This window comes from Kitasatospora sp. NPDC041988 (assembly GCF_055588525.1).
In genome coordinates this window covers 143,913-163,190 of sequence record NZ_JBVJCO010000001.1, presented here as the reverse complement: position 1 = coordinate 163,190, position 19,278 = coordinate 143,913, and the positions used below count along the sequence as shown (strand labels likewise).

19 protein-coding genes are annotated in these 19,278 nt (G+C 72.5%); 12 read left to right on the top strand and 7 right to left on the bottom strand.

All coding sequences use genetic code 11. From position 1 onward, the window contains the following. Positions 1-11 precede the first annotated feature (11 nt). Positions 12-671, bottom strand: coding sequence for a hypothetical protein (locus ACZ6NC_RS00610; protein WP_465727435.1), 660 nt, complete (start codon positions 669-671; stop codon positions 12-14). A gap of 575 nt (positions 672-1,246) precedes the next feature. Here ACZ6NC_RS00610 and ACZ6NC_RS00605 point away from each other — a divergent pair. The 3 genes from ACZ6NC_RS00605 to ACZ6NC_RS00595 all read left to right on the top strand — a co-directional run bounded on the left by ACZ6NC_RS00605 (position 1,247) and on the right by ACZ6NC_RS00595 (position 3,066). Next, positions 1,247-2,017 (top strand): hypothetical protein, encoded by a 771-nt coding sequence (locus ACZ6NC_RS00605; RefSeq protein WP_465727434.1) that lies wholly within the window; start codon positions 1,247-1,249, stop codon positions 2,015-2,017. Between the two features lie 451 nt (positions 2,018-2,468). Beyond that, positions 2,469-2,768 (top strand): hypothetical protein, encoded by a 300-nt coding sequence (locus ACZ6NC_RS00600; protein WP_465727432.1) that lies wholly within the window; start codon positions 2,469-2,471, stop codon positions 2,766-2,768. 142 nt (positions 2,769-2,910) lie between these two features. Continuing rightward, on the top strand, positions 2,911-3,066 hold the full coding sequence (locus tag ACZ6NC_RS00595) for a hypothetical protein (protein WP_465727430.1): 156 nt from the start codon (positions 2,911-2,913) through the stop codon (positions 3,064-3,066). A gap of 31 nt (positions 3,067-3,097) precedes the next feature. Here the strand turns inward: ACZ6NC_RS00595 and ACZ6NC_RS00590 are convergent, their stop codons facing one another. The 4 genes from ACZ6NC_RS00590 to ACZ6NC_RS00575 all read right to left on the bottom strand — a co-directional run bounded on the left by ACZ6NC_RS00590 (position 3,098) and on the right by ACZ6NC_RS00575 (position 7,980). Then, positions 3,098-3,241, bottom strand: coding sequence for a hypothetical protein (locus tag ACZ6NC_RS00590; protein ID WP_465727428.1), 144 nt, complete (start codon positions 3,239-3,241; stop codon positions 3,098-3,100). A 704-nt stretch (positions 3,242-3,945) separates the two neighbouring features. Next, a complete protein-coding gene (locus ACZ6NC_RS00585; protein WP_465727426.1) occupies positions 3,946-4,185 on the bottom strand; it encodes a DUF5302 domain-containing protein in 240 nt (79 codons plus the stop codon). A 226-nt stretch (positions 4,186-4,411) separates the two neighbouring features. After that, the gene (locus tag ACZ6NC_RS00580; protein WP_465727424.1) at positions 4,412-4,981 is read right to left on the bottom strand and encodes a DUF6461 domain-containing protein; all 570 of its coding nucleotides are present in this window, start codon (positions 4,979-4,981) and stop codon (positions 4,412-4,414) included. Positions 4,982-5,094: 113 nt separating this feature from the next. Beyond that, the gene (locus ACZ6NC_RS00575; protein ID WP_465727422.1) at positions 5,095-7,980 is read right to left on the bottom strand and encodes a hypothetical protein; all 2,886 of its coding nucleotides are present in this window, start codon (positions 7,978-7,980) and stop codon (positions 5,095-5,097) included. A 321-nt stretch (positions 7,981-8,301) separates the two neighbouring features. On the opposite strand from ACZ6NC_RS00575, the gene ACZ6NC_RS00570 reads away from it, so the two are divergent. The 6 genes from ACZ6NC_RS00570 to ACZ6NC_RS00545 all read left to right on the top strand — a co-directional run bounded on the left by ACZ6NC_RS00570 (position 8,302) and on the right by ACZ6NC_RS00545 (position 12,298). Further along, the gene (locus ACZ6NC_RS00570) at positions 8,302-8,547 is read left to right on the top strand and encodes a plasmid mobilization protein (RefSeq protein WP_465727420.1); all 246 of its coding nucleotides are present in this window, start codon (positions 8,302-8,304) and stop codon (positions 8,545-8,547) included. Then, a complete protein-coding gene (locus ACZ6NC_RS00565; RefSeq protein WP_465727418.1) occupies positions 8,544-8,915 on the top strand; it encodes a fic family toxin-antitoxin system, toxin component in 372 nt (123 codons plus the stop codon). Before ACZ6NC_RS00570 ends, ACZ6NC_RS00565 begins: the two co-directional genes overlap by 4 nt. Before the next feature lie 313 nt (positions 8,916-9,228). Then, on the top strand, positions 9,229-9,684 hold the full coding sequence (locus ACZ6NC_RS00560) for an SRPBCC family protein (protein ID WP_465727416.1): 456 nt from the start codon (positions 9,229-9,231) through the stop codon (positions 9,682-9,684). A gap of 78 nt (positions 9,685-9,762) precedes the next feature. Then, the gene (locus tag ACZ6NC_RS00555) at positions 9,763-10,647 is read left to right on the top strand and encodes a DMT family transporter (protein WP_465727414.1); all 885 of its coding nucleotides are present in this window, start codon (positions 9,763-9,765) and stop codon (positions 10,645-10,647) included. A 466-nt stretch (positions 10,648-11,113) separates the two neighbouring features. After that, positions 11,114-11,449, top strand: coding sequence for a trypsin-like serine protease (locus ACZ6NC_RS00550; RefSeq protein WP_465727412.1), 336 nt, complete (start codon positions 11,114-11,116; stop codon positions 11,447-11,449). Between the two features lie 228 nt (positions 11,450-11,677). Beyond that, on the top strand, positions 11,678-12,298 hold the full coding sequence (locus ACZ6NC_RS00545) for a hypothetical protein (protein WP_465727410.1): 621 nt from the start codon (positions 11,678-11,680) through the stop codon (positions 12,296-12,298). A gap of 90 nt (positions 12,299-12,388) precedes the next feature. On the opposite strand, the gene murJ is transcribed toward ACZ6NC_RS00545, so the two are convergent. Continuing rightward, positions 12,389-14,077: a murein biosynthesis integral membrane protein MurJ gene (murJ, locus tag ACZ6NC_RS00540; protein ID WP_465727408.1), complete on the bottom strand. Its 1,689-nt coding sequence runs from the start codon at positions 14,075-14,077 to the stop codon at positions 12,389-12,391. 300 nt (positions 14,078-14,377) lie between these two features. Here murJ and ACZ6NC_RS00535 point away from each other — a divergent pair, with 300 nt between their 5' ends. Beyond that, positions 14,378-14,851, top strand: a complete 474-nt coding sequence (locus tag ACZ6NC_RS00535; RefSeq protein WP_465727406.1) for a hypothetical protein — start codon at positions 14,378-14,380, stop codon at positions 14,849-14,851. A gap of 34 nt (positions 14,852-14,885) precedes the next feature. On the opposite strand, the gene ACZ6NC_RS00530 is transcribed toward ACZ6NC_RS00535, so the two are convergent. Then, entirely contained in the window at positions 14,886-17,417 is a 2,532-nt protein-coding gene (locus ACZ6NC_RS00530) for a tetratricopeptide repeat protein (RefSeq protein WP_465727404.1), read from the bottom strand. A gap of 455 nt (positions 17,418-17,872) precedes the next feature. Here ACZ6NC_RS00530 and ACZ6NC_RS00525 point away from each other — a divergent pair, with 455 nt between their 5' ends. Further along, positions 17,873-18,799, top strand: a complete 927-nt coding sequence (locus ACZ6NC_RS00525) for an NADP-dependent oxidoreductase (RefSeq protein ID WP_465728289.1) — start codon at positions 17,873-17,875, stop codon at positions 18,797-18,799. A 128-nt stretch (positions 18,800-18,927) separates the two neighbouring features. Beyond that, positions 18,928-19,215 carry a putative quinol monooxygenase gene (locus tag ACZ6NC_RS00520; protein ID WP_465727402.1) on the top strand — a complete coding sequence of 96 codons (288 nt, stop codon included), beginning with the start codon at positions 18,928-18,930 and terminating at the stop codon, positions 19,213-19,215. Positions 19,216-19,278 lie beyond the last annotated feature (63 nt).

The window sequence follows — 19,278 nt, the reverse complement described above, 5'->3', positions numbered from 1 at the left end:
GGGTCTGCGGCCTACGGTGATCCGTTCGTCAGAAGGAGGAAGAAAATATCGTCCCGGTAAACGAGCGTGGCGGAATCGGAGTCTCCGCCATCGAAGTAGGCCAGGTCGGGGCAGGGCTTCCCGGTGTAGTACTCGGTTGAGGGCAGGAAGTCAGGCTTGACGGCGGCGAACGACCAACCATGCAGAGACGGTTGTCCTGCGGTCCCTCGGCTGGAAGGGGGACGGCTGCCGGTGCCGAAGACCTCACGCAAGAAGGACCCAATCGTTGCTGCAGCGCGTTCATCTTCGAGATGGCCACGATGCGGGCTGTACGCCTCGCACAGCATCCACCGAAGACGGGCAAGGAAGCCCGCTTCGTCCATCGGTTCCACGGTCGGGCAGAAATCCCGGGGCACCAGCCAGGGGTCCGCACCCGAGGAGTTCGCCAACGAAGGGTCCGGAGTCTCCCACGGCACCTCGTGGAAAATCCACCAGTCGCGCTCCTGGTCCGCGTCAAGCATCATCTCGTGGAACAGTCGGTCGCGGACGAACGCACTCAGAACCTCATGGAAGTTTTCGCGGGTGACCGGGGCTTCGGTGCGCACCTTGAGCAGAAAGGTATTGCTATTCATGACCTCGTCCACGGCGGTCAAGAACGCATTGACCGCAGAACGGTTCAGGTCTGGGAGCAAGGACCGCACTCTCCTGCCCTCCCCCATCCTCAAACCCCACAAGCACAAACACCATGTGTTTGGCGGCGACCTACGTAGCCCGTCCCTACGGTGACCGTATCATCGCCAACCCTCCGGGCCGGAGGCAGAGTACGGACCTCCCGCCTCCGCAACGTCCCGTGATCAAAACGGGCGATCGGGACTCTCCCCGGGGCCCTGTCTGTCGAACAGGTCGAACAGGCCGAGGAAGCGTTCTGGGACGAGTACTACCCGCACCCGTGAAGCGGGCCGTCGGCCTGCGGCTCTCGGCGATCGGACTGCTGGTGTCGATGGCAGCGAGGCGATTCTTCAGCCAGTAGCTGGGCCGTTGGTGGAGATTGGTTCGTGGTGGTGAAGGGGCTGGTTGAGGGCCTTCAGCACTCCAAGGTCCTGGGCACTCTCACTGGTTCTGTCGCTGATCTTGTGACGGCATCAGTCGGCAACCGACGGTGCACCGCGGGGAGGACGCGGCCTTGCTCGTCATACCGGCCTGTCTACCTGTAGCGTAGCGATCTTCGCCAGGCACAGGCCCGCGGAGTCCTTGAAGGCGAACGCCTATGACCGACTCGCACGCGCGACATGCGCGGACTCGTCTCGACGCGGCCCTGGAGGCCGTTGCCGTCGTCTTCCACGGCGCGACGGCGCACCCGAAGGAGTACAACTGCCCGTGCCACTGGGGCAGTGCCGAGGAGCTCGCACTCCTCAAGGTGCCGGGTGTCGAACTCGATCCTGACCTTCTCCGGCGGTCCTGGCAGGCCCCCGACTGGAGCGATCACGGCGCGGTGCTCCGCCGTGTCCTGCCTCAGCTCGCGGCCGCCGTCGTCGACTGCCGGTCGGAGTCGTTCCGGTACCGGGACGAAATCGGCCTGTCGTTCGCCCGCGGCCGCTGGCAGGAATGGCCCCGGGAGCAGGCCTCGGCCGTTCGGGAGTTCCTGCACGCGTTCTGGGCCTACAGCCTGGTCAGCCCCGACCCCGTCGCGGGCGCGCAGGAGACGCTCGTCCTGTGCGTCGAGGCATCCGGCGAGCTGGAGCCCTGGCTCGAGGTCTGGGAGGTACTGGAGCACCCGATGGCCGACCGGCATCTCGCCAAGGCCGTCGACACGTGGGACTACGACCTGCTCGTCGACGAGCTTCCCTGGAGCACCTGGCACGACAACAAGGACGAGATGGTGGCCGTCCTCACTGCCTGGCTCACCCGTCACGCCCCTGCCCGGCTGGCCGCCCACAACGCCCCGGACGACCTGCTCCAACGTCTGAGGCTGATCGGCCTTACCGGGCCCGCCCGTTGGAACGATCCACATTGGCCCCACCACTACTACAAGTACTGACCATGACGCAGAGAAGCTGGGGGCGACGCACGCCGGGCAGGCGGAGCCATCACAAGATCAGCGACAGAGCCCTTTCACTCGTACGCGGCTGAGCACGCTCACGCGTACGTCGACACCGACGGTCACCATCGCCGGACGGCACCTCGCAAAGTAACGCTCGCAACAGCTCGCAAACTACAAGTCGCAACCCCAGGTCGCAGGAGGCGGACTCGCAAACTATCCGTTGAAGTCACAGCGAGGACGGATTCGAACCGTCACAGCCGAAGCGGGGGTGTTACAGATCCTCGGGCTCAAGGGTGGCATCGAGCGAGGCGGCGAAGGTAGCGGCGTCGGTCCGGCCACCGAAGAGGTGGATCACGTGCTCGCCCGACCGGGCCCCACCCGTTCGGATGGCGGCGTCTGAGTACCCGTACTCAGGCGCCACACCCCGGGACGGCGGCATCCTGCCCGCATGACTGCCACCGGAGCCGGCCGGCCGAGCCGCGCGCGCGACGTCGTGACCGCTCTCTTCCTCGTGTTCGTCGAGGCCACGCTGGCCGTGGCCGGGGCATACGTGATCATGCTCAGCGGGTTCGGACGCGAAGGCCGTCCCGAACGCCAGGCCGTGACCCTGGTCGTCGGAGGCCTCGCACTGTTCCTGATGACCGCCGCTGCGACGGCCGCCCTGCTCCGCCGACCCGTCACCGCCGCCGTCCAGGCGCTGCTGCTGATCGTGCTGTTCCTCGGCTGCATCACCGTCTCCCGCACCTGACGGGGCGAGCCGCAGCGGCGGCGTCGCGGAGCGGGCGGCCCCCGTGGGACGGGCCGGGGAAAGGGCCCCCACGCGCCGCTACGCCGCGAGCCTCACCCGCCGGTTGCTTGGTGGCCGGTAATCCGGGGCGAGGGGCAGGGTGGTGAAGTCCCGGCCCCTGATCACCATGACCGGGGAGGCCGGCTCCGGCGGTGTTCCCGCCGCCGGAGCCGGGCCGCTGACCGGCACGACTGACGGGGTGTCCGCCGCGGCCGGTGTGGTCACGGCCGCGGCGCCCGGGATCCTGCTCCGCATGTGATCGCCGGGAACAGCGCCGGCCGGCCGACAGGTCAGAAGGGCAGGCCTCCGGGGAACGAGCCGGAGGTCTGCCGGTAGTTGTCGACGTCCGGCAAGTACGGGCGTCCGCTCCGGCTCCTGCCGGCCCCGACGACGAAGCGCAGCATCGACAGCAGCTTTCCGGTGATCCTCTTCATCCGTTCCCCCTCAGTCCTGGCGTCCGGACAGAACCGGCGCGCCTCGTCCTGACAGCCTAGGCCCGGCCAGGGCGCCAAGGCACTGGGTCTGAGCATTTCTTGATCCTGGCCAAGCGCCCGGCCTGCCGGGCCGGCCTGCTCTCCCGGGACGGTGCGGTCGTCGCCTCGTCGTTCGCCGGCGACGGCACTGGACTCGTGGGCAAGATCGCCCGGCCCGCCGGCCGCCTTGCGGTCTGCTCCCGGCGGGTGCGGGCGGGCGGGTCCTGCGACGGCCCGAGCACCGCGCGGTCGTCCGCCGGCGGCCGGCCCCTTCTGGTTCGCCCGGACGGGTGCACCCGCGAGGCGATGACCCTCGTACCCCGACGGAGGAACACCACCGCCCGGCCGGGGGAAGCAGCCCCAAGGGCTGGAACCGGCGGGCACGTCGGACAGTCACGGCACTGGAACCGCCGCCGGTCACGACCGGTGGGGCGCGCCCCGGGGCCGGCGGCCGCCGGCCCCGGGAGGAGAGGCCGGTCACTGGTGCCCGCACGCTGCAGGGCAGGTACGGGCAGGTACGGGCAGGGGCAGGTACGGGCAGGGCGGGAGACGCCCGCCCGGCCCGCTGCGGTGCCTGTCCCGCACGCCGCGCACAGCACCGCCGTACCCGCGCTACGCCCGCCCAGGACCCGGACGGGCGTCTCCCGTGAGGTGGGCCGGGGTGATCAGCCGCCGCTCTTGCGGCGGAAGTTGCGCTTGCCGCCCACCGCGCCGTGAGCACCGTGGATCTTCGAGTCACCGCTCGGACCGCCGGCCGTGCCATCGGTCTTGGCGCCGTGCTTGCGCTCCAGCGCGGCGAGGAACCGGGCCTTGACGTCGTCCCCGGCGCCGGACGCGGCAGCCTCGACGGCCTCCGGGCTCTCCGGGTTCTCGGGGTTCTCGGATGACGCTACGTCGCTGCTCATACAGGACCTCCTGGAAAAGTGGTGCCGATTGACGGCTTCACGGACACCATGTCATGCCCGAGGGCCCCACCCACCGCCGGGACCGGCCCCCGCACACCCGGCGCGCCCCCGCCCGCCCTCCCCCCGGCAGCCGGACTCCTCCGAGGCCACGGCCCAACAGCGCCAGGCCGAGGCCGACTTCTCAGTGAGCGGGGTGGCGGCAGGGATGCGCTCCTCGGTTCGGGGCTCACCGGATCACGAACGCCGGAAGTCGCCGCTGTTCCACGTCACGGGGCAGAGCGAGGCCGAACCGGGACTCGAGCATCGCCAGCGTGGCACGCTCCCCGCTCCCGGAGAGCTCCTCATCCGGTCGGGCGGACTCGCCGTTCGGCTGGAGCACACCGGCGCGCACCAGTTCGGCCAGCAGGAAGTCCGGCTGCCGGCCCCACCGCCAGACCTCTTCGCCGATGCCGAAGGAACAGATCTTCACCCCATCACCGGCGTAGGCGAACTGCTTCGGCGGATGGTCCGGCTGAGGGTCCAGGTGGACGACCTCCACCCCGTCCCGCGAAATTTCGGCCAGCCGGTCCACCCCGGTGGGGACGCCGTACTCCAGGGCGAAGGACCACCCACCGTCCGCGCCGACGCGTACCAGGTTCTCGTCATCCGTCCCGTCGTCCAGGACCACCTCCCATGCCTCCGTGCCGGTGATCGGCGACAGGACGGATCCCGGCACACCGTTCATGCGCAGGGCGAGCTCCTCCGGCGTGATGCCCCGGGCGAAGACGACGCTGTGACACCAGTCATCGCGATCCACCAGCCACTGAATACCGTCACCCACGGCGTGAACCCCTCCCTCCGAGCGCGGGTCATGATCTCCGCGCGTCCCAGCGGCCACCCTAGGCAACGGCACTGACAGGCACCCGCCGGTCAGGGCCGGTCGCCGACCCGCAGGTGGGTGGCGAGCCGGCGGCGGCCGCCGGTGAGCGCCTCGGCGAGGACGGCGAGCGTGGTCAGCGCGGCGAGGGCCGCCGCCGGGAGGAGGAGCTGGCCGGCCGCGGGGCCCAGGCCGGCCGGGGCGGGGGCTCCGACCAGCGTGGACAGGTCGAAGGCCGGCCCGAGCAGCGCGACGGCGGCCAGCGCGGCGAGGGCGCCGCCGACCGCGGCCGTGAGGGTCTGCGGCAGCGTCTCGGCGAGGATGAGCGCGAGGCCCTGGCGGGACCGCAGGCCCATGGTGCGCAGCCGGACGAGCAGGGCGGCCCGGTCGGGGGCGGCGCGCATCAGGGTGAGCAGGACGGCGAGCAGGGCGAGCGCCCCGGCCGCGGTGACCGCGTGGCGGAAGAGGCGGCCGGCGGCGTGCTGGAGGGGGTCGTTGGCGAGGTCGGCGGTGACGGCGGCGCTGGTGCGCGTCAGGTAGCCGCTGCGCAGGGCGTCGGGGTCGTTGCCGACCAGGGCTGCGGAGGCGGTCGGCCCGGGTGGCGGGGTCGGGGCGTCGAGGTCGGCGAGGACCGAGGGCGACAGTTGGCCGACCAGGTGGGCGAGGGCCGGTTCGTCGACGCGGCCGACGGCGAACCAGTCGGTGGCACGGTCGAGTTCCGGCAGCACGGCGGTGGCTGCCGGGGTCGGCAGGACGACGAAGGGCCGGGTGGCGCCGGGCAGTGCGGGGGTGGCGTCGACCGTGCCGGCGCGGACGGCGACGACCTCGCCGCCGCTGGGCAGGCGCAGCCGGTGGCCGCCGGGGCCGAGGTGGCGCGCGAGGTCGGCGCTGAACAGGGCGGGGACGGTGGGCGCTCCGGTGACCGGACCGGCCGGGGCGGCGAGTGCGGCCGGGTCGAACGTGCCCGCTCCGACGGTGCGCGCGATCCGCGCGTACGCCTGCGGTTCGGCGACGACCAGGGTGACCTGGGTGGCATTGGGGTCGACGCCGGCACCGACCCCCGGGACGCCTTCGAGCAGGAACGCCTCGCTCTCCAGCCGCACGGTGGTGGCGGCCGTCACCCCCGGCAGGGCAGCGGCGGCCGGGCCGAAGTCGGGTGGCAGGGTGCGGCCGGTGGGCGCAGCGACGGAGGCGTCCGCGCCGACGGCGATCCGGGCGGCCCGCTGCCGTGCGAGGCCGACGCCGTCCAGCACGGTCGCGCCGAACCCGGCGGTGGTGACGGCGAGTACCAGGGCGAGCAGCGGAAGTGTGGAGGGGCGGCGCCGGCCGTCGCTGCCCCGGGCGGCGCGGGCCAGGCCGAGGAAGCCCACCACCCCGGGGCTGCGCACGGCCGTGCGGGCCAGCGCGCCGGCGAGGGCGGGCAGCAGTCGTGCCAGCAGCACCGCCGTGGTGAGGGCGATCAGCAGGGGCGCCGCGAGGAGCAACAGGTCGGGCCCGTCGGCGGGCGGTGCGGCGCCGCGGCGCCGGACGCCGGCCACGGCGGCGGCGGTGAGGGCGAGGACGGCGAGTTCGGCGATCAGCCGTCCCCGTCGCGCGGCCCTGCCGGGGTGGCGGCGCTTCGGTGGCAGCGAGGCCCGGACGGGGACGGCGAGCAGCGCAAAGAGGGTGGTGACCAGCGCGGCCGTGACGGCCGCCGTCCACCGCGGGGTGGGCAGCAGCCAGAGCGCCAGCGCGGTGGCCGCCACGGCGGCGGGGAGCACGGTTGCCGCGCCCTCACCGCACAGGCGCAGCAGGATGCCGGGGCCGGAGCCGCCGCGGGCACGGAGCAGTCGCAGTTCGGCGGCGCGTCGTTCGGTGGTGAGGGCGGTGGCCAGGGCGAGGACGACGGCCGCGATTCCGGCGACGGCCGCCGGTCCGATCAGGGCCAGCGGTGCGACGGCGGCCTGCCGGGCCACGGCCCGGTCGAGGTGACCGGGCAGCCGGGACGTGGTCGACAGGTCCGGGCGTCCGGTCGCGGCGATCAGCTGGGTGGCCGTCGGCCCGGTCAGATAGGCGGCGACGTCGTGTCGGACCTCGGGCAGCCGGTCGGCGCGCAGGGCGTCGGTGTCGACGGGCAGCCGCCAGAAGTCGCGCGCCTGCTGGCCCCAGGTGGCGAGGGCACGCAGGTCGTCGCCACCGACGACCGCCGCAGTGTGCCAGTACCGGACCGACGGCTCGACGAGGGAGCGCGCCAGGCAGGCCCGGCCGGTGCAGGGGAGGTCGGTCCAGTACGGGTCTGCCTGATCGGTGACGGTGTAGAGGCCGACCACCCGGACCTGCTCCGCCGGTCCGGAGCCGTCCCCGAGGACGTCGCCGAGACGGATGCCGATGGTCTCGGCGGCCGCGCGGCTGACCGCGATGGGGATCGGGGCGTCGGGGGTGGCGCCGCTCGGCCAGCTCCCGGCGACCAGGGTGGTGTGCTCGGCGAAGCCGTGCAGGTAGAGCAGGTGCAAGGTGGGCAGGGAGTGACCGTCGGGGCGGTCCAGCCCGGGGTTGGTGAGCCCACGACGGCCGACGGCCTGGGCGCCGAACACCGGTCCGGAGGACGCCACGGAAAAGCCCGCACCGGTACGGGCGAGGAGTTCGGCGGCCACGGCTTCCAGGTCGGCGCCGCTCTCGCCCCGGTCACGCGGGGGCGCGGCGGTGGCCAGCAGACTGGTCTCCAACGGGCCGCGGTCGTGGAGGAAATCGCGCAGCGCGGCATCCGTGCCCCGGTCCAAGGCCCTCGGGAAAGCCGCGGCCAGGAACACCAGGGCGAAGGCGAGGACGGCGGTGAGCAGCGCGGCCCAGGGTGCCGTACGCAGCCTGGTCCGTACCCACGGGGCAGGCCGGTGAGCGCCGGTGGGCGCGGTACGGGCCGCACCGGCGGACGGGGTACGGCTGCGGGCGGGGCTGGTCACACGGTCCTCCGTCGGACGGGACGACGGCACCGACGCTCCGCCACCGGATAGCGGACGATGCTGTCAGAGCGGCACCCGCAGCGGAAGGAGCGCGTGCAAAGCGTGTACCGAAAGGGCAGATCGGCGCAGCCGTACGGGCACCGGCGCCCCGAGGGTCTTCCCGAGGGACGCCGGGGCGCGGGTGGGCGGCGCCGGGCGTGGAGGAGGCCGGTCACCGCTGAAGGCGACCTTTCCCACCCCGAACGAGGCAGGGGCAGTGGCGTGAGGAGCGGAGCGGTGGCGGTGTTGTAGCGGCCGATACGCATCGCTACGCTGCGAGGTATGAAGCAGCTGAATGTGCGTTTGGACGACACCGTTCACGAGGCCCTCGAACAGCGGGCGGAGGCGGCCGGGATGAGCCTGCCGGAATACGCACGCAAAGTGCTGGCCGAGGAGGCCGACGAGCGGCGTGAACGGTTCCTGACCGCCGCCGCACACTTCTCCCAGGCCTGGGCACCGGCGTTCGAGGCCGAGTTCGGCCCCTACCCGCAGGGCGTCACCCGGCCCGGGACGGCGGACGCGGCGTGATCCTTCATGTCGACCGGGCCTGGCTGCTCGACATCGCCCACCAGTTCCTGCCGGCCGATCCGGACGTCACGGACTACGGCACCCTGGCCGCCGCGGTGGCCCGCCACGTCGACGAGGTCATGGACGTGCCGGTGTACGGGGGCGTGCACCAGCGGGCGGCCGCACTCATGCACCAGCTCATCCGCGTTCCGGCGCTGGACTTCGCCAATGAGCACTTCGCCGCCGTCGTCGCCGCCTCCTACCTCAGCGCCTCCGGCGTGATCGTCACCGCCGAACCCAAGCACGCCGTCGAGCTCGCCGCCCGCATCCGCGACGGGCAGGCGGACGTACGCGAAACCGCCACCGCCATCCGCACCTGGTACCGGTAGTTCCTGTCGCCGATCAACGGCTGGCCGGCCCGGTCGGCGACCAGGCCGGGCTCGACCTCGAACACGGCCGGCAGGGTCTCGCGCTCGCCGGCCTTTGGGCTCCCTTGTCCCAGGCGCCGGTCGATCCCCCTGAAGTCGGCCGTCTACACGGTGGTACGCCTGCGCGGCGGCACGGCGGCGCCCGCTGCCGGGCGGGCGGGTTGCCGTCGACCGCCGGAGGGCGGACATTCGTGGTGGTGCTGTCGGCGGATTCCCCGCCTCGGGAGATCGCTCGTCGGCAGGGTGTCCGGACGGTGTGGAGGTGGGTGTAGCGATGGGCAGGGTGGAGGAGTCGATCGACGTGGACATGCCGGTCCGCGTCGTCTATGACCAGTGGACGACCTTCGAGCGCTTCCCGGAGTTCATGGAGGGCGTGGAGGAGGTCAGGCAGCTGGACGACCTGCACGCCCACTGGAGGACGAAGATCGCCGGGTTGTCCCGTGAGTTCGAGACCGAGATCATCGAACGCGTCCCCGACGAGCGCGTGTCCTGGCGCACCAGCAGCGAGAACGTGAAGCACACCGGCATGGTCTCCCTGCAGCCGATCGATGCGACCCACACGCGCGTCAGGATGACCATGGACTTCCAGCCCACCGGCTTTGCCGAGAAGGCCGCCGACAAGCTGGGTGTGCTCGATCGCCAGGTGAGGGGCGACCTGCGTCGCTTCAAGCACTTCATCGAGGAGCGCGGCACCCAGAACGACACCCGGGGCGAGGGCCGAACCCGGTAACGGGGGCCGCGCCGGGGAGCGCCGGTACCGGTCGTATTTCGGTGGGGACCGAACGGTGAAGGCCGTAGGTTCTCCGGCATGGATCTTTCAACGACGGGCGTGGCCCCGACGGACGGCAGGACGCTGGCGGCGGCTTCGACGACAGTGGTGCTGTGGGCGTCCGCGTTCGTGGCGATCCGGAGTGCGGGCGAGCACTTCGGGCCCGGGGCGCTCGCGCTCGGCCGGCTGCTGGTGGGGGCGGTGGCGCTGCTCGGACTGCTCGTGTACCGCCGGGAGGGCCTGCCCCCGCGACCGGCCTGGCCGGGAATAGCCGCCTCGGGCGTGCTCTGGTTCGGTCTGTACATGGTCGCGTTGAACTGGGGCGAGAAGCAGGTCGACGCGGGCACGGCGGCCATGCTGGTCGGCATCGGACCGGTGCTGATCGCCCTGCTGGGCGGCTGGCTGCTGCGTGAGGGCCTCCCGCCCAAACTGCTGGCCGGCATGGCGGTCTCGCTGGCCGGGGCGGTCGTGGTGGGCCTCTCCATGTCGGGCGGGGGCGGCAGTTCGGTGCTCGGCATCGTGCTCTGCCTGCTCGCGGCCGTGGCCTACGCGGCAGGAGTGGTGAGCCAGAAGCCGGCACTACGGCACGCCACCGCACTCCAGGTGACGACGTTCGGCTGTCTGATCGGCGCGGCGGCCTGCCTGCCGTTCGCTCCACAGCTGGTATCGGACCTGGCGGCCGCGCCACTGTCCGCGACGCTCGACGTGGTGTACCTGGGCCTGTTCCCGACCGCGCTGGCGTTCACCACCTGGGCCTACGCGATCTCCCGGACGACCGCCGCACGCATGGGTGCGATGACCTACTCGGTGCCGGCCCTGGTCGTGCTGATGGCCTGGCTGCTGCTCGGCGAGGCACCCGCAACGCTGACCCTGGCGGGCGGCGCCCTCTGCCTGGCCGGCGTCGCCGTCTCCCGTCGCGGCTGATCGAAGGCGGCAGCTGATCGAAGGCGGCGGCTGAGAGAAGAGACGGGGTGACGGCCGGCCGTGCGAGCGGCGTCGGCACCCCGGGCGATGCTCACGCCCGGCCTGCCAACTCCCTCGCGGAGCATGCCGAGGTGCACGCGCCCGTACCGGATGGGCCGGCCGCGGGCAGACCGCACCCGAGTCTTCCGTACCGTCAGTCCGGGTAGGGACAGCGCCCGTCGGGACGTGGGGCTGTCCCTACCGCGCACCGGCCGGTTGCCCGGATGGTCCGGCGGGCGCCGAACGAACAGTCTGGGACGTCCGGATATCCCGAGGAAAGGGCCGTTTCCTTGCGGAAGTTGATCCGCCGTCGGGCGGCGCGTGTCGTCGCCGTCGCCGGCCTGGCGCCGCGCTAAGCACCACCATGCCGGCCGGAAGTGCCGGAGCGATCGTCAACGGGACGGATTCCACCGAGCGTCATCCGTTCATGGCGTCGATCCCGATGTCGGCCCCGGCCTACGATCCGGCCGACGGTGTCTGCGGAGCGTCGCTCATCGATCCGCAGTGGGTGCTGACCGCGGCCCACCGCGTGGCGCAGCCGGACGTGAAGCTCGACGGGATCGTCCGGATCGGCGGCGACCGGCGGCATTCCGGCTGCACCGTCCGGGGCACCGAGGCGGGCGCCGGAACTCGTCGGAGTGACTCCGCCCCCGGCGTCCCCTGCTCGCAGGGCCCTGGTCTCCACGGCAATGCGCCCGCCTACGCGGAGCTGGATCCGCGAGACCATCGGCCACAACCCGTGATCCATCACTCGCGGGCCTGAGGCCCAGGTCCGTGGCCGGTCCGGTGCCCCCGTGCCTGCGGCTCGGCCTTCCAGGAGCGCATCACCGGGTCTGTGTCCCAGGTCTCACTCGGCTCTGTCTGGTTCGTTCGCGTCCCGATGTGGTGGGATGTGGCGTCACGAGATGATGACCGCTGACGGGGGTGCGGGTTGAGGAGTGGACGGCTGCTGGGGGCCGGGCTGGACGCGGATGCGGTCCGGCTTTCCGCTGTGGGTCTGGTTCGTCTGGCCGCGGACGAGTGGCTGGGCGAGGCGGCAGGGGCGCCGGCGTGGGTGTGGCAGATACGGGCGGCCTCGTTCGCGGACACGTGGCTGGCCTTCGCCGAACCGGCCGCGCCGGGGCTGCGGGTGCCGGCGGGAGCGGTGATGCGGTCGGTCGTGTCCCGGGCCGCGGAGCTGGTGCTCCAGGCCCGGGAGGAGGACGCTCCGGCGGCGCTGGAATGGCTGGGCCGGCGGTCGGCCGAGGCCCGTGACCAGGCGCGGCGCGCGGATGCCGCGCACCCGGCGGAGCCTGCCGCGCTTGCCCTTGTCTGGCATGGCATCCAGGCGATCACCACCGGCGGCGATCACTCCGCCGCGGGCCGGGAGTCCCATGACCGGCGCATCGCCGAACGGTGCGAGGCGTACGTCCGCGAGCGGCATCACCGCCAGGACACCCTCGCGCTCCTGCTGTCCTGTGCCCGGACTGCCGCGACCGCGCTGGTGGAGGTGAGCGACGGCGACCCGGGCCGGGCCGACCGGTGGCTGGAGGAACAGGCCGCTCGGTGCATGCCGCCCGGCGGCCCCGTGCCGCTCTGGGTACCGGGCCGGCCCGGACAGCCCGCCGGTTGACCCGCCCGCCCGGCGAACACCACAGCCGGGCGCCGTTCGACGCCGCCAGGCCCCGGCCCCGGCCCGCCTGTCGGCCGGGCCCGGGGCGCCTCATCCCAGCCCTGGCAGGCGCCGCAGCTCGCCGATCCTCAGGACTCGTGCGAGCAGGACGAACAGGGTGACCATCGCGATGCCGCCTGCGGCCAGGCCCAGCACGGGTGCCCATGCGGCCGACGTGACGGCGGCGGAGCAGCAGCGGGCCACGAACCAGCCGAGCGCCCCGGCTGCGACGGCGGAGGCGGTGAGCTTGCCGTAGGTGCGGCACAGCCTTCTGCCGTCCAGCCGGCCTTCGAGGCGGCGTCGCAGCAGCTGCGCGGTGACGAGCAGACCGATCGCGTAGGAGGCGGCATAGGCGCCCGCCAGGCCGGTGACCGCCCAGCGCGGGGGCATCAGCAGATGGCAGGCGGTCGCCAGGGCGATGTTGGTCGTACTGATCCACACGGCCATCCAGAACGGGGTCCGGGTGTCCTCGAAGGCGTAGAAGCCGCGTAGCAGCAGGTACTGCGCGGAGAAGGGGATCAGGCCGAGTCCGAAGGCCTGGAGCATGTGGCCCAGAGGCACGATGGACGCGGGATCGGCGTGCCCGTGCGCGAAGATCACCTGCGCCGTCTCCGGGCCGAGGGCCACGAAGAAGAAGGCGGCGGGAACGATGACGACGCCGCTCACCCGCAGGGCCCGGGAGAGGTCGTCACGCATGTCGTCCAGGCGGTGTTCGGCCACGGCCCGGCTCATGCGCGGCAGCAGGGCGGTGACCAGCGAGACGGTGATGACCGACTGCGGCAGTGACCAGATGGTCTGCGCGTAGGTGTACGCGGAGAAGCCCACGCCGGCCTTGGGCAGTGCCGTGTCCGCGGCCGAGGCGTAGCGGGTCACCACGGTGCTCGCCACGAGGTTGGTGAGGACGAACAGCAGGGTCCAGCGGGCTGCGCCGATGCTCTTGCCCAGGCCCGTGCCGCGCCAGTCGAAGCGTGGGCGGAAGCGGAACCCGGCGGCTCTGGCGAACGGGATCAGGGCGAGCGCCTGGACCGCCAGGGCCACCGTGGTGCCCGCGCCGAGCAGGGTGACCTCGGTCCGGGTGATGTCCTGGACCGAGCCCGGGGCGGTCATCATGCCGAGGTAGACGCCGAACATGGCGACCAGGACGATGTTGTTGAGGACCGGGGTCCACATCATCGCGCCGAACTTGTCCCGGGCGTTGAGCACTTGGCCCAGGATGCTGAACAGCCCGTAGAAGAAGATCTGCGGGAGCAGGAAGCGCGCGAAGACCACCGTCAGCCGGAACGCCTCGTGGTTGGCCGGTGTGTCGCGCTGGTAGAGGCCGATGATCTGCGGCGCCGCCCAAACCGCCAGCAGCGTGCCGATCCCCAGTACGGACATCGTGAGGGTGACCAGGCGCTGCTCGAAGGCGCGTCCGCCGTCCGGGTGCTCGCTCCTGGCCCTCACCAACTGCGGTACCAGTACGGAGTTCAGGGCTCCGCCGATGAGCAGGAAGTACAGGCTCGCCGGTACGACGTTGGCCTGGTTGTAGGTGGTGGCCAGCAGCCCCGTCCCAAGTGCCCCGGCTTGCAGGACGGTTCTGAGAAGTCCCGTCGCGCGGGACACCATCGTCCCCGCGGCCATCACCATGGACGAGCGCATCAGCCCGCCCTTGCCCGCACCCGGCTTCGGGGCGGCGTGCCGCCCTCGCTTCAGCTTCCCCCGTGACCGCGTTGTCGCCGCAGCCTGCGTCCCCTCCAGCATGGGCCCAATCTACGTCCTCAAGATCGCCGTCATGCGGGCCGGTCCGGATCTCCGGTCGGGCCACGGCCCCGACCCGTCGGGCCGGCGGACGAGTCCGAGTCGCGGGGTCACGCAGGCCGCCGCCCGTCGGCCCCCGGCACCGTGCGACGAGCCCGCCCCTGCCGGCGGCCGCGCCCCTCGCTGCGAGAGGAGGCGGCCGGCCGCCACCGAGCGCCCTGAGTCCGCGCAACCGCTGTCCGTGACAACGGAATCGATGGCACCATGGAAGCCCAAGGACGGACTCGGGGGATCGGCGGAAGCATGCTGGCGGAGTCACTGGTCGCGCTGGCCACCGCCGGATCGACGGCTCTGGTCGGGGCGATGGCGACCGATGCCTGGCAGACCACCCGGACCGGGGTGTTGCGACTCTTCGGACGCAACGGGCCCGCGGACGCCGGGGAGAACGGGCAGGAGGTTGCGCCGGATCCCGGCGGTCACATCGCCCTGGCCGCGGCACAGTTGGACGGCGATGCCGCCCTGGTGGCGCGGGCCGACGATACGGAGCTGGCCCGGCGCAGCCTGCTGCCCGGCTGGCAGTTCCGGCTCCAGGAGCTGCTGCGAGAGAATCCCGAACTCGCCGGTGAACTGAGGGATCTGACGCAGCGAATGCGGAGCTCGCTCCCCGACGCCGAGCAGCAGTGGGTCCAGCACGTTGTCGCCCACGATCACTCGCAGGTGTTCGCCGCGCAGGGCGGGAACGTGATCGTTCACCGGGAGCCCGGCGGCACGCAGTGAGTTCCCAGCACGTCGCCGCGGCCGGCGGGTTCGCCTACGGGTGATCGGCGCCGACATCCACGTCCTCGGGGGCGGCACGCCGCTGTACGTCCCCGAGAACTGGCGACCCCCGCCGGAGACTGGCGAGATTGTGCAGCGCGGCGGCGAGGTGGCGCTGATGAGAGGCGGGGTCGGCGGCGGCCAGTCGCCGGCGGATCGCGACGGCCTCCTCGGCGGCAGCGCAGGCGGCTGTGAACCACCCCAGGGAGCCGAGGACAGTTCCCAGCCCTACCAGGGAAAAGGCGAGGTCTGGTTGGAACCGCGCCGGCTCGGCTCGGGCCAGTAGGCGGCGGATCGCAACCGCCTCCTCAAGGGCGGTCCGGGCTTCCTCCAGCCTCCCCATCAGCACCGACATCGCCCCCACGTCATGCAGTGAGTGGGCGAGGAGGGTTTGGAAGGCCTCCGGATCGGACCGTGCGAGTCGCCGCCGGGTTGCCACGGCCTCCTTGTACGCGGCAAGGGCCTCCTGCTGCTGCCCCGCCTGCCGTCGGTGGTCACCGAGGACATGCATCGCGCGGGCGAGGTCGGGCTCATGGGCCGTGGGATCGGCCTCGGCCAGCCGTCGACGGATCGCCACGGCCTCTTCAGTCGCTGTCACCGCCTCTTGCCACCAGCCCGCTTCTGACAGGCGCACCCCGAGCTCGAACAGGGAGCGCGTCAGAGCGAGGGCGGGCTCGGGTGCGGTGGGGTCGGCCTCGGCCAAACGGCGCCGGATGGCGATGCCTTCCTCCGTCGACGCCAGGGCCTTCCGTCGTTGGCCCAAGGTGGCCTGAAACCGGCTGAGGCCATGGAGCGACATGGCGAGACGGGACTCATCACCCACGGGATCGTCCGTCTGCAGTGAGCGATACCCGTCCACCGCCTTCTCGGCGGCGTCCAGCCCTCTCCGGTAGAGGCCCGCGTGATACATGCGGACGCCGAGGTTGAAGCGGATCGCCGCCCGTCCGGCGGGGTCGTCGGTCCGCGACAGGCGGTACTGGGCCAGGCGGTCGGTGAGATGGGCCATGCCGATGTCGAGGTCGGCGCGGCCTCCGGCGGGAAAGTGCGCCTCGACGGCTTCCAGGAGTGCGGGATCGACGTCGTCGAACCCGGCCAGGGCGGTCAGGACGGTGCTTCCGGCGGTGACCGCGAGCAGGGGATCCGCTCGCAGCAGTGGGTAGAGGTGTGTGGGGCCGAGGTGGGGCCAGCGTTCCGCCGCAGCGGTGAGGAAGGTGATCGCCCGTGGGATCCACTGCGCGGGTGTGCCCTCACCACCGCGGGCGAGCAGGGCGGTGACGGTGGGCCCGGCCCAGGACTGTGCCGGATAGGCGGCAGCGTGGCCCGGCAGGGTCAGCGCGAGAAAGTCCTCCGCGAGACGATCCGGGTACAGCGGTTCCAGGACCGTTCCCTGGGCGAGGTGGGCCGGGGGGTAGCAGACGGTGTGGTCGGTGACGACCCTGGCGGCCGGTGTCGGGAGCCGGAGGCCTTCGACGACCGCTGTACCCGCGGGGCGGGCGAGCGGGCCGGTGAGGGCAGCGGTGAAGACCGTCCGGTTCATCACCTCCGGCGGAGTCGTGAAGCTCCGTACGGTGGGGGTGAGTTCGTGGGTCGCATCGCCGTAGAGGTGCTGCCAGTGGAGGTGCTCGCGGTCCAGGAGGTAGCTGGTCAGGCCGGCCATGTCGCGCGGCGGGCGGCGACCGATGGCGTGTGCGTCGACAGCGACGAGGGCGGCGATGTGCACGGCCAGGGTCAGGCCGAAGTCCGGGTGGTCCAAGGGCCCTGGTGGGCCGATGCCGACGGCAGGCGTGTCGTACCGGGCGGCGAAGCCGTCGCGGGCAGCGGTGAACATCTCCAGACGCTCCCCCGCCCCGTCATCGCTGTCGGGCAGTGCCGGGAGCAGCCGGCTGGAGGTGCCGGCCTGGTGGTTGGCCAGGACCCCGCTGACGGCGGGCCAGGGGTCGCCGCTGCGGGCCAGCATCAGGATGCGGGTGCGGATGGCGGACTGCTGGAGTAGCGCGTTGCCGAACAGCCAGGTCAGGTGGGTCAGGAGCCAGCGGTCGGCGTAGTCGATGATCAGCAGGAGGCCGGCGGCACCGTCGAGGCGCAGATCCTGACTGCCGGGGGGCGGCAGGACGGTGCCGGGGCCATGGGTGGCGGTGATGACCTTCCATCCGTCCGCCAGTGATTCCTGCGCGAACTTGGCGGCCAGGCGAGTCTTGCCGGCGCCGCCGGGGGCGTGAAGCCAGCGGGCGGCCAGCCGGGGGCCTTCCTGGCGCCAGCGGCGTAGGCCGGCGAGCTCTTGCTGTCGGCCGGTGAAGTCGACAACGGCGAAGCGGGCGTTGAGCATCCGGCTGGGCAGCTCTCGCAGAAATTCCGGGTCCGTGCGCGGTGCTGGGCGCCAGTTCTCCAGGAGGTACAGCGGTACGCCGTCGCCGGAGACGTGGACGTCCGCCCCGATCGCCCCGTAGGCGAAGCCGTTCTCCGCCCGCACCACCTGCCCCAGGGGCTCGGGCTCCTGCGGCTGCCCGGGCTCTGATGCGGTGGACATCACCGGGGCTCCCCTGCGGCCGGATCGGGGGACTGTGCGGGTGGCCGGCGCCTGGAGCCGGACTCGGAGGCAGAAGCCTTCGTCTGCCGACCGACCGACTCCACCACCTCATCAGCGAACTCCGACCGCCCTCACCGCCGGGCGGCCTTGCCTTGTTCCGTGCCGTGCCGTGCCGTGCCGTGCCGTGCCGTGCCGTGCCGTGCCGTGCTGCCGTGCTGCCGTGCTGCCGACCACGGTGCCGCCCGCACGCCCCGTCCGGTAGACGGCCCACCGAGGCTCTCAAGCCGGTCGCGGTCCGGGTGACCGGCGGCGACGTGATCCAGGTCATGGTGTCGCCCCGGAGGGGGTTACTTGACATATTCAATTATCGAGCTCTACCGTCGAATCTGTTACTTGAGGACATCAACCATCAAGCACATCAAAACTTCTTGTCCAGGAACACCGGGAGCACCACCATGAAGGCCATCACCTACCAGCGCTACGGCAGCCCCGACGTCCTGGAGTACGGCGACGTCCCCGAGCCCAAGCTGGGCGCCGACGCCGTCCTGGTCCGGGTCCGGGCCGCCGCGGTGAACCCGGTCGACTGGAAGATCCAGGCCGGCTACCTGGACAGCGTGCTCGACGCCGTCTTCCCCGTCATCCCCGGCTGGGACGTCGCCGGCGTGGTCGAGCAGGTCGGCGTCGGCGTCACCGAGTACGCGCCCGGGGACGAGGTCATCGGCTACGTCCGCGAGGACATGGTCGGCCGTGGCACGTTCGCCGAGTACGTCGCCGCCCCGGTGCGCACCCTGGCCCGCAAGCCCGCCGCCCTCGACTTCGAGCAGGCCGCCGGGCTCCCCCTGGCCGGCCTCACCGCCTACCAGGCCCTGACCGGCGCCCTCGAGATCAAGCCCGGCGAGACCGTCCTGGTGCACGCCGCGGCCGGTGGCGTCGGCTCGCTGGCCGTCCAGATCGCCCGCGCCCTCGGCGCCCGGGTGATCGGCACCGCCAGCGAGCGCAACCACGACTACCTGCGGACGCTCGGCGCGGAGCCCGTCACATACGGCGAAGGCCTCGCCGACCGGGTCCGGGTGCTGGCCCCAGAGGGCGTGGACGCCGTACTCGACCTGATCGGCGGCGAGGCACTGCAGGCCTCCCCCGCCCTGCTGGCCCCCGGCGGGCGGCTGGCGTCCATCGCCGACGGCGCGGTCCTGGCCGCCGGCGGGCGCTACGTCTTCGTCCGACCGGACCACGCCCACCTGACCGCACTCGCCGAGCTCGCCGACAGCGGGGCGCTGACCGTCGAGGTCGCCGCGACCTTCCCCCTGGAACGCGCCGCCGACGCCCAGCGCCTGAACGCCGACGGGCACACCCGCGGAAAGATCATCGTCACCGTCCCCTGATCCGACCGCCCGAGGGGGCGGCGGCCCGGGCCGCCGCCCCCGGTCACAGCACGACCGCCCCGCCTGGTCCGCCCTGCCCGGACCACCCGAGGCGCCGGCCCCGGCGCCGCCGCCCGAAGGATCACGTCGTGTCCATAGTCGTCATCGCCGACTGGCTCGCCGCCGCCGGCTCCGAGCAGCGCGTGGCCGAGCTGCTGCCCGCCCTCACCGAGGCCGCCCTCGCGCAGCCCGGCGTCCTCGCGTTCCGGGCCGTGCGCTCGCAGCGCGACCACGCCGCGTTCGTCGTCATCGCGGAGTACGAGAACCGAAACGCGCAGGCGGCGCACCAGGACGCCGACCACTACCGCGAACTCGTCCTGGACGGCATCGCCCCGCTGCTCATCGACCGCCAGTCCGAGGACTACTCGCTCCTCTGAGCAGGCCGCCGTCCGCCCCCTCGCCCGCCGATGCCCGTGCCGGACCGGGGGCCGATCCGCCGC

Excerpts from the sequence above, each read along its gene's own strand:
- ACZ6NC_RS00605 (WP_465727434.1), top strand. The coding sequence starts at position 1,247 with ATGACCGACTCGCACGCGCGACATGCGCGGACTCGTCTCGACGCGGCC.
- ACZ6NC_RS00600 (WP_465727432.1), top strand. The coding sequence starts at position 2,469 with ATGACTGCCACCGGAGCCGGCCGGCCGAGCCGCGCGCGCGACGTCGTG.
- ACZ6NC_RS00590 (WP_465727428.1), bottom strand. The coding sequence starts at position 3,241 with ATGAAGAGGATCACCGGAAAGCTGCTGTCGATGCTGCGCTTCGTCGTC.
- ACZ6NC_RS00585 (WP_465727426.1), bottom strand. The coding sequence starts at position 4,185 with ATGAGCAGCGACGTAGCGTCATCCGAGAACCCCGAGAACCCGGAGAGC.
- ACZ6NC_RS00570 (WP_465727420.1), top strand. The coding sequence starts at position 8,302 with ATGAAGCAGCTGAATGTGCGTTTGGACGACACCGTTCACGAGGCCCTC.
- ACZ6NC_RS00560 (WP_465727416.1), top strand. The coding sequence starts at position 9,229 with ATGGGCAGGGTGGAGGAGTCGATCGACGTGGACATGCCGGTCCGCGTC.
- ACZ6NC_RS00555 (WP_465727414.1), top strand. The coding sequence starts at position 9,763 with ATGGATCTTTCAACGACGGGCGTGGCCCCGACGGACGGCAGGACGCTG.
- ACZ6NC_RS00550 (WP_465727412.1), top strand. The coding sequence starts at position 11,114 with ATGGCGTCGATCCCGATGTCGGCCCCGGCCTACGATCCGGCCGACGGT.
- murJ (WP_465727408.1), bottom strand. The coding sequence starts at position 14,077 with ATGCTGGAGGGGACGCAGGCTGCGGCGACAACGCGGTCACGGGGGAAG.
- ACZ6NC_RS00535 (WP_465727406.1), top strand. The coding sequence starts at position 14,378 with ATGCTGGCGGAGTCACTGGTCGCGCTGGCCACCGCCGGATCGACGGCT.
- ACZ6NC_RS00530 (WP_465727404.1), bottom strand. The coding sequence starts at position 17,417 with ATGTCCACCGCATCAGAGCCCGGGCAGCCGCAGGAGCCCGAGCCCCTG.
- ACZ6NC_RS00525 (WP_465728289.1), top strand. The coding sequence starts at position 17,873 with ATGAAGGCCATCACCTACCAGCGCTACGGCAGCCCCGACGTCCTGGAG.